Source organism: Allofournierella massiliensis, from assembly GCF_004345265.1.
Classification (GTDB): Bacteria; Bacillota; Clostridia; order Oscillospirales; family Ruminococcaceae; genus Allofournierella; species Allofournierella massiliensis.
Map to the genome: position 1 here is coordinate 67,829 of NZ_SLUM01000021.1, position 9,960 is coordinate 77,788.

Below are 9,960 nucleotides of genomic sequence, written 5' to 3' on the forward strand. Positions count from 1 at the left end.
GTTATTTGTGCTGCTGGCACAAAGGAGGAAGGCCATGGAAACCCCAACCCGCTGGCAGCTGGTTCAGCTTTCGCTGGACGGCTGCAGCTTCGACCAGCTGGTGGAGCAGTGCGCGCTGTTTCTGCACAACCCGCTGGTGATCATCGACAACACCTACCGGATCATCGCCCATTCCCACTGCATCACCGCGCCGGACGAGGTGTGGACAAACGCGGTGCAGCGGGGCTATGTGACGCTGGAATTCGCCGCCACCCTGAACAACTGGGCCGCCTTGAAGGACAAAAACAGCCGCTACGAGCGGATGACCGTGAGCCAGATCACCCCCCTTCGCCGCCGGTTTTACCACATCTCCTTCCGGGGCGAGCTGCTGGGGTATCTGAACATCACCGAGGGCAGCACCCCCTTTGAAGAGGTGGAGGAGGAGTGCTGCCATCTGGTAACCCAGCTGCTGGCCCGGGAGATGTATGCCCAGTACCATTTTGGCGATGCGCGCCGCAAAAGCAACAACGAAGAGGTGCTTTTGCAGCTGGTGGCGGGCAATTTTGTGAACCGGGCGCACTTTCTGGGGCAGGTGCAGCGCAGCACCCTGAACACCAGCTGCACCTGGCGGGTGCTGTGCTGCGATCTGGAAAACTTCCTCAGCTACAACGCCGGGGAGGACGATTTCAAGCACGAGCTGCTGGAGCTGTTCCCCTACGGCACCATCGTGATTGTGAAGCGGATTCTGGTGATTCTGTGCGAGGGGCGGTACTGCGACCCGTCGGACACAAGGCTGTTCGCCCGGCTGAACCGGTATCTGAAAGCAAAGGGGCTGCAGTTCGGCATCAGCGACCCCTTCGACGATCTGTTCCATCTGCGCCGCTATCGGGATCAGGCCATGCAGGCCTGCCGGCTGCGCCGGTATCTGCTGCAGCCGGAGCATCTGTACACCTTCTTTGAGGAGGTCAAGACCTATGCCCTGCTCAGCCGTATCCCCCGGGGCGAGCGGCAGCTGTTCTGCAGCGGGCCGGTGCTGGCCCTCTGGCAGCAGGACAGGCTGGAGCACACCGAATACCTGCTCACCCTGCGCATCTATCTGCAAACCAACCGGAGCATCAAGGCCACCGCCGCCTTTCTGCATGTGCACCGCAACACCATCAACTACCGCATCGGCAAGATCCGGGAGCTGTTCGGGCCGGAATTCGACGCGCTGAACACCGCGAACCAGATTCTGCTTTCCTGCCAGCTGCTCCAGCTGGCGGACTCGGACTGACCCCCACAACGAAAAACGGCCCCGGCCTTCTGGTTTTTGCAGAAGGCCGGAGCCGTATTTTTTACGCCGGAAGGCAATCGCTTACCGCTCCTCGCGGAAGTAGTTGTTGCCCAGGAACGCGGGGATGTGCGCACCCTTGCTGCCCCGCATGCTGGTGATGATCAGCACCAGCGCGGTGATCAGGAAGGGCAGCATGTCGAAGAAGGCGTCGGGCATGTTCACCATGAAGCCCACCTTGTAGTATTTCAGCACGCGCAGCGCACCGAACACAAAGCTGCCCAGAATGGCCATGTGGGGCTTCCAGGCGGCGAAGATGACCAGCGCCACCGCGATCCAGCCCAGGCCGTTCACGCTGTTGGAGATCCACACGCCGCCGTTGATGATCATGCCGCAGTAGGCGCCGCCGATGCCGCAGATGCCGCCGCCCAAGAGGATGTTGAAGTACTTCCACCTGGTCACCTGAATGGAGGCCGCGTCCGCCGCGCCGGGGTTCTCGCCGATGGCCTGCACGTTCAGGCCGGTCTTGGTGCGGTAGAGGTACCAGCCGCACACCGCCGCCACCACAATGCCCAGATAGACAAAGGGGTTGTAGCTGAACAGCAGCTCGCCCACCACCGGCAGATCGCTCAGCACCGGAATGTGGATGCTGCGCATCTGGGCGGTCACGTTCTCGGGCAGCTTCAGGGTGCCGCCCTCGGAGGTGCCGATCATGTACACGCCGATGAAGTTGGAGATACCCACGCCGAAGATGGTCATGGTCAGGCCCGCCACGTTCTGGTTGGCCATGAAGGTGACGGTGAGCACCGCGTAAATCAGCGCGGCCAGCATTCCCGCCACAAAGGCGCAGAGCAGCGCCACCAGAAAATTATCGCTCAAATAGCCGCCCATGAAGCCCGCGCAGGCGCCGATGGCCATCATGCCTTCCACGCCCAGGTTCAGGTGACCCACCTTCTCGTTCAGAATCTCGCCCACGGTGCCGAACAGCAGCGGGGTGCCCGCGCCGATGGCGGCCACCAGAAATTTAATGAACAGATCCATTATTTGGCGCCCCCTTTCTTGCCGCGGCCCACAAAGGCGTACCGCACAAAGAATTCACTGCCCAGAATGAAGAAGAGAATGATGCCCTGCAAAACGTCCGCGCAGTCGGAGGAAAGGCCGTAGGTGGACTGCACCACGCTGGAGCCCTTTTCCAGAATGCTGAACAGCAGCGAAACCACCAGGATCATGCCCGGGTTCAGCTGGCACAGCCAGGCCACGATGATGGCGGTGAAGCCCACGCCGCCGGCCACGCCCATGGACAGGGTCATGTCGCTGCCGGAAACCTGGCACACGCCCGCGATGCCCGCGATGGCGCCGGACAGGAACATGGTGCGCAGCACCACCTTTTTCACATGGATGCCCGCATAGCGCGCGGTATCCTGGCTTTCGCCCACCACGCTGATCTCGTAGCCCTGCTTGCTGCGTTTCAGGTAGATCCACACCAGCGCCACCAGCACCAGCATGATGATCCAGCCGAAGTGCACGCCCAGCACCTTGTCCATGCCGGCGTTCTTGTCGAACCGGGCGATCTTGGAAAAGCCGTTGGCCTCCGGGTCACGCCAGGGGCCCGCCTGCAGGTAAGACACCAGATGCAGCGCAATGTAGTTGAGCATCAGGGTGAGCAGGGTCTCGTTGGTGCCCCACTTCACCTTGAAGGCCGCGGCCAGCAGGCCCCACAGGCCGCCGCCCAAAGCGCCCGCCACCAGCATGACCAGCAGCAGCACCCAGTGGTTCCAGTGGGGGAAGTTCAAGGCGAAATAGCTGGCGAACACCGCGCCCATGATCAGCTGACCCTCGCCGCCGATGTTCCAGAACTTCATTTTAAAGGCCAGCGTCACGCCCAGCGCACAGATGCACAGGGGGATGGCGAACTTCACGGTGGACTGAATGGCGATCTTGCTGCGGAACGCGCCCTCCAGAATGGTGCCGTATACGGCGATGGGGTTGTGGCCGATGGCCAGAATGAACAAACCGCCCGCCACGATGCTCAGCGCCACCGCCAGCAGCCGGAAGCCGATCATCTGGCGGCCGCTGCGCTCGGCATGCTTTACCACATGGAACAGCGGTTCTTTTGTTGTTTTCACGGTACCGGTCATGCCTGCTGTGCCTCCTTCTGCTTCTCTTCCTCGGTCATCTCGCCGGTCATCATCAGGCCGATCTGCTCCTTGGTCACGGTCTTGGCGTCCACCAGACCGGTGATGCGGCCGTGGCAGAGCACCAGAATCCGGTCACACAGCTCCAGCAGCACGTCCAGATCCTCGCCGATGAACATCACGGCCACACCCTTTTCCTTCTGCTGGTTCAAAAGATCATAGATCACATAGCTGGAGTTGATGTCCAGACCGCGCACCGGGTAGGCGGTGATCAAAAGGTTCGGGTTGGATTCGATCTCACGGCCCAGCAGCACCTTCTGCACGTTGCCGCCGCTCATCAGCCGCACCGGGGTCTCGATGCCGGGGGTCACGATGGAGAGCTTCTCCACCAGCTTTTTGGCCAGCGCACGGGCCGGGGCACGATCCACGAAGGGGCCCTTGCCATTCCGGTAGCTCTTCAGCAGCATGTTGTCGGTCATGCCCATGCTGGCCACCAGACCCATGCCCAGACGATCCTCGGGCACAAAGCTCATGGAGATGCCCAGGTCGATGATGGCCTCCGGGCTCTTGCCCAGAATGTTTTCCTTTTTATACAGCACTGCGCCCTTTTTCGCGGGAATCAGGCCCGCGATGGCCTCGCACAGCTCCTTCTGGCCGCTGCCGGCCACACCGGCCACGCCCAGAATCTCGCCGGAATGGATGTGGAAGCTCACGTCGTCCAGACCCTTGCTGCCGTCGGGCTTGTCCACGGTCAGATCCACCACCTTCAGGATGGTGTGCACGTCTTTCGGCTCCGGGCGGCGGATGGACAGGCTCACCGCGTGGCCCACCATCAGCTCGGTGAGCCTGGCGGCGTCCACACCGGCGGTGGCCACGCTGCCCACGCTTTTGCCCTTGCGCAGAATGGTCACCCGGTCGCTGATGGCCAGCACCTCGTTCAGCTTATGGGTGATGATGATGATGGCGCAGCCCTTGGCCTTCATCTGGCGCAGAATGGCAAACAGCTTGTCGGTCTCCTGCGGGGTGAGCACGGCGGTGGGCTCGTCCAGAATCAGGATCTTCGCGCCCCGGTACAGCACCTTCAGAATCTCCACGGTCTGCTTTTCCGAAACGCTCATCTCGTACACCGGCTTCTCCGGGTCGATTTCCAGGCCGTAATTGGCGCACAGCTCCTTGACCTGGGCCTTCAGGGCCTTTTTGCCCGGCAGCTTGCCGGGGGTGCCCAGCACGATGTTCTCCATGGCGGTGAACACCTCCACCAGCTTGAAGTGCTGGTGGATCATGCCGATGCCCAGATTCTGCGCGTCCACCGGGGAGCTGATGCTCACCGGCTGCCCGGCCACGAAGATCTGGCCGTCGTCCGGATGATAGATGCCGGAGATCATATTCATCAGGGTAGTTTTGCCGCTGCCGTTTTCGCCCAGCAGCGCCAGGATCTCGCCGTACTGTACGTCCAGCTCGATGCCGTCGTTGGCCACCACGCTGCCGAACCGCTTGGTGATGCCGCTGCAGCGAATGGCGCATTTCTGTTCGCCCATGAGGTTCCTCCTCCTTGCGTTGGTTGTGTGTGTGCGGGGCCGCGGCCCCATATACCGGAAAAAAGGGCGGTCTCAGGACCGCCCTTTTCAGGGTTATTCGTTGGGTTTGGCGTTAGGCCTGCTCGTGCACGTTCTCCACATACCAGTTGCAGCTGCCGTAATCGGCGCCTTCCAGAGTGTGGGTGTTGCCCTCGTTGTCCTTGATCTCGGTCTTGCCGTCGAACACGTCCCACTCGCCGGAAACGATCTGGGCCTTCACCTCGTCGATCTTCTCGGCGGTGCCCTCAGCGATCAGGTCGGTGTTCAGGTCGGCCAGAGTTACCAGACCGTCGGCCATGTCGCCAAAGTAGTTGTCCACCTTCTCGCCGGCAACCCAGGTGCCGTCGATCACGTTCTGCACGGCCTGGGTGTAGTAAACGCTCCAGTCCCACATAACGCTGGTCAGGGTGGCGGCGGGGGCATCCTTGCTCATGTCGCTGTTGTAGCCCACGCCCCAGACACCGTGCTCCTCAGCGGCCAGCTGGGGGCCGGCGGTGTCGCAGTGCTGGCCGATCACGTCGCAGCCGGAAGCGATCAGGGCCTCGGCGGCCTGCTTCTCGCCTTCGGGGTCAAACCAGCTGTTGGTCACCTTCACGTAAACCTGAGCGTCCGGGTTCACGCTGGCAACGCCCATGGCGAAGGCGTTGATGCCGCTGGTAACCTCGCCGTTGTCCTTGCCCATGGCGGCCACGTAGCCGATCTTGTCGGACTCGGTCTTCAGGCCGGCGGCGATGCCGCTCAGGTAACGGGCCTGATAGATGCGGCCGAAGTAGTTGTTGAAGTTGGTGCCGTTGGACTTGTAGCCGGTGCCGTGGCTGAAGATGATGTCAGGATATTCCTCGGCCATGGCCTCGCAGGTATCCATGTAGCCCCAGGAGGTGGCAAAGATGATGTTGCAGCCTTCCTCCACCAGCTCGGTCAGAGCGTTCTGCACGGCGGCAGCGTCGGTGTCGGACACGTTGATCTTCTCCACCAGCTGATCTTCGCTCAGGCCGATGTTCTTCATCATGCCCTGGATGCCCTGCTCGTGGGTGTAGCTGTAACCGGTGCCCTCAGCGGGGTCGGACAGGTGCACAACGCCAACCTTGATGTCTTCCTTCGGAATGCCGGCGCCGGTGGCCTCGGCGGAAGCGGCGGTGCTGCCGGAGGCGGCGGTGGAAGCAGTGCTGCCGGAAGCGGTGCTGCCGCCGCAGGCGGCCAGGCTTACGGCCATCACAGCGGCCAGCGCAAGGCTCAGAATCTTCTTCATGTGAAAAATCCCCCTTACATGGTTGTTGAATCGTTTCATTCCCGGAAACGGCGCGAGCAGGCGGCCGGGCCGCCTGCTCCCGCAAGCTCGTTTCTTCGAGTACGTTACCCATTGTAGCCTTTCTTTTTCACGATTTCAACACTTTTCCCCCCGCCTTCTGCATCTTCGGCAAGATACACGACGGCCCTTTGCATTTGCACGATCATTTTGTCTGTTAAGCCAATGTAAAAACCCCGTAAACCGGCCTGCCAAGCGGTTTTGCGGGGTTTTTCACAGCTCGAAAAGTATTACTTTTAACTTTCGTTCACGGACGTTTGTGCAAACGTCTCCTGGGCATCAAACCGGCTTTTCTGCCCGAGGGTGAAGGCGGTGCAGGCAAGGCCCGCGGCCAGCAGCACCAGCTCGGTGAGCACCGACGCCACGGTGCTGTTCACTATATAGGAAAGGCCCATCAGCACAAGGGAAACCCCGGCGTTGAACACGGTGTGGGCCAGAATGGCCGCCAGATACAGCGCCGGGCGGCGGCGCTTCACCGCCAGGAACACAAGGCAGGTGGCGAACACATGGTACATCACCGCGCTCACCCGCTCCAGAATGCCCAGATAGACCATGGCCGGGCTGGCGGCGGCCAGCTGCTGGTTCACAGCCTGCAAAAGATCGTTGCCGAAGCCCAGCGACGCGGCCAGCTGGGGATCCTGCAAAATCATGCAGAACAGCAGGTTGTTCACCTGCCCCAGACCCACCAGCAGAATCACCTCGCACAGCCCGTGGCCCAGGCCGAAGCTGATCATGTCCTTATAGGTGCGGTGCTGTTTCAGCAGCTTTGCCCCCACAAGGCGGGCGGTCTCCTCAAACAGACCGGCGGAAAGCCCGCCCACTACGATCACATATACCACGGTATGGGTGGCAAAGGCCGCAAACCAGCTCTGGGTGCCCAGCACCTGCAGCAGCGGAATGCGCAAAAGGATCTGGCTGATGAAAAAGCTGGCAAAGCCCGCCAGCAGCGGCAGCGGGTTCAGCTTCCGGGTGATGAGCAGCACGATGAGCAGCACCACCGGCAGAATCAGGGTGCACACCAGCGACACCCCGAAGGAAAGAATCAACGCGTTTGAAATCATGGTTTTCCCCCTTTTCCGTCCGCACGGCACCGGGCGGCATTTTGGGCCTTCCCTTCCCCGCACCCAGCATCCGGCCATTTTTGCCGGGCAGCAGTCAGGCACCGCGAGAATCGGCCATTTCTCCTCCGGTCACCGGAGCACGCCGGAGCGGTGCTCCCGCCGCAGCGGGTGCAGCACGGTCTTTGCTATAACATATACCCCCTGCCGGGTGGAAGGTCAAGTGTTTTTTACGCAATTTTTTGTTTCCCCCATCGGAAGGCTGCAAAAAAAGGCGCAAAAAGCCGCAGCCGGGGAATCCTCCTCCGGCCGCGGCCTGTTATCGGATCGGTTTGGGAATTATTCGGCCTCTCCGCTCTTCTTGCGGTTGATCGCCCACACGATGGCCGCGATCACCACAATAGCCAGCGCCGCGCCGCCCAGTACCATGGGCATCATGCTGCCGTTTGCGTTCTCGTCGGGCAGGTTTGCCTGCGGGGTGCTCTCGTCCGGGATCTCCACGTCCTCACCACCGGGGGTGTTGTCGCCGCCCGCCTGGGGAGTCTCAGTTTCCGGGATGGTCACGGTATCGCCGCCGTCACCGGCGCCTGCACCGCCTGCGCCACCGGCTCCGCCGGCACCGCCCGCGCCGCCGCCTGCAACAGCCGCGCCGCCCACAACGGTCTGATCCTCATACTGGGTGATGGTGCCGCCCGGCACGGTCACGGTCTCGGTCACGTTGTTCACGCCCGCGGTGTAGTAGAAGGTCACCACGTTCTCGTCCGCGTTGGCGGAAACGGTCAGCTGCTGGCTGGCCACCTCGGCGGTGTAGTTCTCGATGTTGTTCAGCGCGTAGAAGGTCAGGTTCTGGCCAACAGGAGCGGAGCCCTGCAGGGTGGGAGCCACCTCCGCGCCGGTCTCACGGTCCAGATACTGCACCGTAAAGACCGCATCCTCGGTGCTGGCGCGCAGGGTGTACTGAGCCACCGCATCCAGGTCGCCGCCGGCGGTGCCGCCGGTGTAGCCCTGGGCCGCATCGGTCACAAAGTAACGGGATGCGTCCTCGTTCATCACAATGTCGGTCAGCTGAGGCGCGTTGGGAAGGGTATCGCCCTCGTCCAGCTGCACCGCCACCGCACCGGTGGCTTCACTGGTGCGCACCTCACCGCAGGCCTTCAGGTCATTGATGAAGGAATCGGTGAACCGGCCGTGCTCACCGGGGCGGAAGGTCACCACATAAGTGGTGGGTTCGGTGGAGGAAGTGTCGCCTTCTGCCGCCAGAGCGGGCATGGCGCTTACGCTCACCGCCAGGCTCAGGCTGATCAGCCCGGCCAACAGCTTATTCGTCTTGCGCATCGCTTGCTTCCTCCTTCTTTTTCTTTTTGGTCAGCACCAGCAGCACAATCGCCGCCAGCACAACCACCACCGCGCACACCGCAATGGTGTTGAAGTCGCCGGTCTTGGCGGATACCACAATGGTGCGCACCTGGGTCACCACGTCGGGCTCACCCTGCACCTTCTCGGTGGTCACAACGGTTTTCACGTCGGGCACGTCCGCCGCCTGGAATCGGAACTCGATCTTGCCTTCCGCGCCCATATAGCTCACATTGGTGGCGGTGGCGTCCGGGGTGATGCTCAGCACCACGTCCGCGGTCTGGCCGGGCTCCAGCGTGGCAACCAGCGGATACTCCTCCAGCTGCTTGTTCAGCTCTTCCAGACCGGCGGTGGTATCGCCGCCCACCAGCGTGCCGGTGGCCTTGCCGGTGGCGGGATCGTAGCCGTACAGGGTGTTGCCGCCGCAGGTCAGGCTCACGGTGTAGCCGGTGTCCTTTTCGCTGGAAGCACCGATCAGGGTGCTCACAACACTGGTGTCCATGTAAAAATAGGCAGCCTTTTCGCCGGTGTTCTCCAGCGTGATGGTGCCGGTGTAGGTCTTGCCCGGAATCATCTGGGTAAAGCCGCTCATCTCGGTGCCGCCGGTGTAGGTCAGGTTGGCGCCGTCATAGACCACCTTGTCGGTGGCGGCAAAGCAGCCCAGCGCAAACACCGCGCTCAGAGCCAGCGAGAAAAGGCTCGCGATCAGTTTTTTCTTCATCTTCACTGCCTCCTCCCGCTTACTCGGTCACGCTGACCAGATTGCCGTTTGCGTCCAGCTCGGCCACAACGCCCCAGCTGGCCAGAATGCCGCTGGCGTTCAGGTCGGCCGCGTCCGCGCCGGCGAACTGCACGCCGTCTGCCACGGCCTCCAGCTTCACGGTCTTGTCCGCGTAGTCGTTGGTCAGGTCAGCCGGAATGCCGATGGTCTCTAGCAGCTCGCTGGTGCTCTGGCCCGCCGGAACCGGGTACTTGTAGTAGTATACCTCGGTCTCGTTCGAGTTGCCCTCGAACAGGCTTTCCGCCTGCAGCCAGTCCTCACTGTTCAGGCCCAGCTCGATGTTTTCGGCGGCGAGATCGGTGGTTTTGCCTTTCCCGTCCGCCCAGTATTTGGTTACGGTTACGCGGATGTAGGCATCCACGCTGCCGGTATTGTCCACTTTATAGCCGTCTTTTACTTCGATTTTGTCCGCCGGCATCAGCGCCTTGTCCGTTACCGCAAGGGTGACCGGATCGCTTTTGCCGCCAGTCCATTCAATATTCAGGGTGGCCGCCGCCAGAG

Annotated in this window: 9 protein-coding genes; 1 reads left to right on the plus strand and 8 read right to left on the minus strand. The window is 61.8% G+C overall.

All coding sequences use genetic code 11. The features are described 5' to 3' along the window. Positions 1–34 precede the first annotated feature (34 nt). The gene (locus EDD77_RS12435) at positions 35–1,252 is read left to right on the plus strand and encodes a PucR family transcriptional regulator (protein WP_058962718.1); all 1,218 of its coding nucleotides are present in this window, start codon (positions 35–37) and stop codon (positions 1,250–1,252) included. 81 nt (positions 1,253–1,333) lie between these two features. Here the strand turns inward: EDD77_RS12435 and EDD77_RS12440 are convergent, their stop codons facing one another. The 8 genes from EDD77_RS12440 to EDD77_RS18110 all read right to left on the minus strand — a co-directional run. Further along, on the minus strand, positions 1,334–2,290 hold the full coding sequence (locus EDD77_RS12440) for an ABC transporter permease (protein ID WP_058962719.1): 957 nt from the start codon (positions 2,288–2,290) through the stop codon (positions 1,334–1,336). Continuing rightward, positions 2,290–3,387, minus strand: coding sequence for an ABC transporter permease (locus EDD77_RS12445; RefSeq protein WP_058962720.1), 1,098 nt, complete (start codon positions 3,385–3,387; stop codon positions 2,290–2,292). The genes EDD77_RS12440 and EDD77_RS12445 overlap by 1 nt, the downstream gene beginning before the upstream one ends. Then, positions 3,384–4,922, minus strand: coding sequence for an ABC transporter ATP-binding protein (locus EDD77_RS12450; protein WP_058962721.1), 1,539 nt, complete (start codon positions 4,920–4,922; stop codon positions 3,384–3,386). The genes EDD77_RS12445 and EDD77_RS12450 overlap by 4 nt, the downstream gene beginning before the upstream one ends. A 112-nt stretch (positions 4,923–5,034) precedes the next feature. Further along, positions 5,035–6,210, minus strand: coding sequence for a BMP family ABC transporter substrate-binding protein (locus tag EDD77_RS12455; RefSeq protein ID WP_058962722.1), 1,176 nt, complete (start codon positions 6,208–6,210; stop codon positions 5,035–5,037). Between the two features lie 293 nt (positions 6,211–6,503). After that, positions 6,504–7,328 (minus strand): YhfC family intramembrane metalloprotease, encoded by an 825-nt coding sequence (locus EDD77_RS12460; RefSeq protein WP_058962723.1) that lies wholly within the window; start codon positions 7,326–7,328, stop codon positions 6,504–6,506. A gap of 336 nt (positions 7,329–7,664) precedes the next feature. Next, positions 7,665–8,660, minus strand: a complete 996-nt coding sequence (locus EDD77_RS12465) for a MucBP domain-containing protein (protein ID WP_132587406.1) — start codon at positions 8,658–8,660, stop codon at positions 7,665–7,667. Then, positions 8,644–9,399 carry a hypothetical protein gene (locus tag EDD77_RS12470; protein ID WP_132587407.1) on the minus strand — a complete coding sequence of 252 codons (756 nt, stop codon included), beginning with the start codon at positions 9,397–9,399 and terminating at the stop codon, positions 8,644–8,646. Before EDD77_RS12470 ends, EDD77_RS12465 begins: the two co-directional genes overlap by 17 nt. Positions 9,400–9,418: 19 nt before the next feature. Then, positions 9,419–9,960 (minus strand): hypothetical protein (locus tag EDD77_RS18110; RefSeq protein WP_341472450.1); only part of this gene is annotated, 542 nt, incomplete at its 5' end.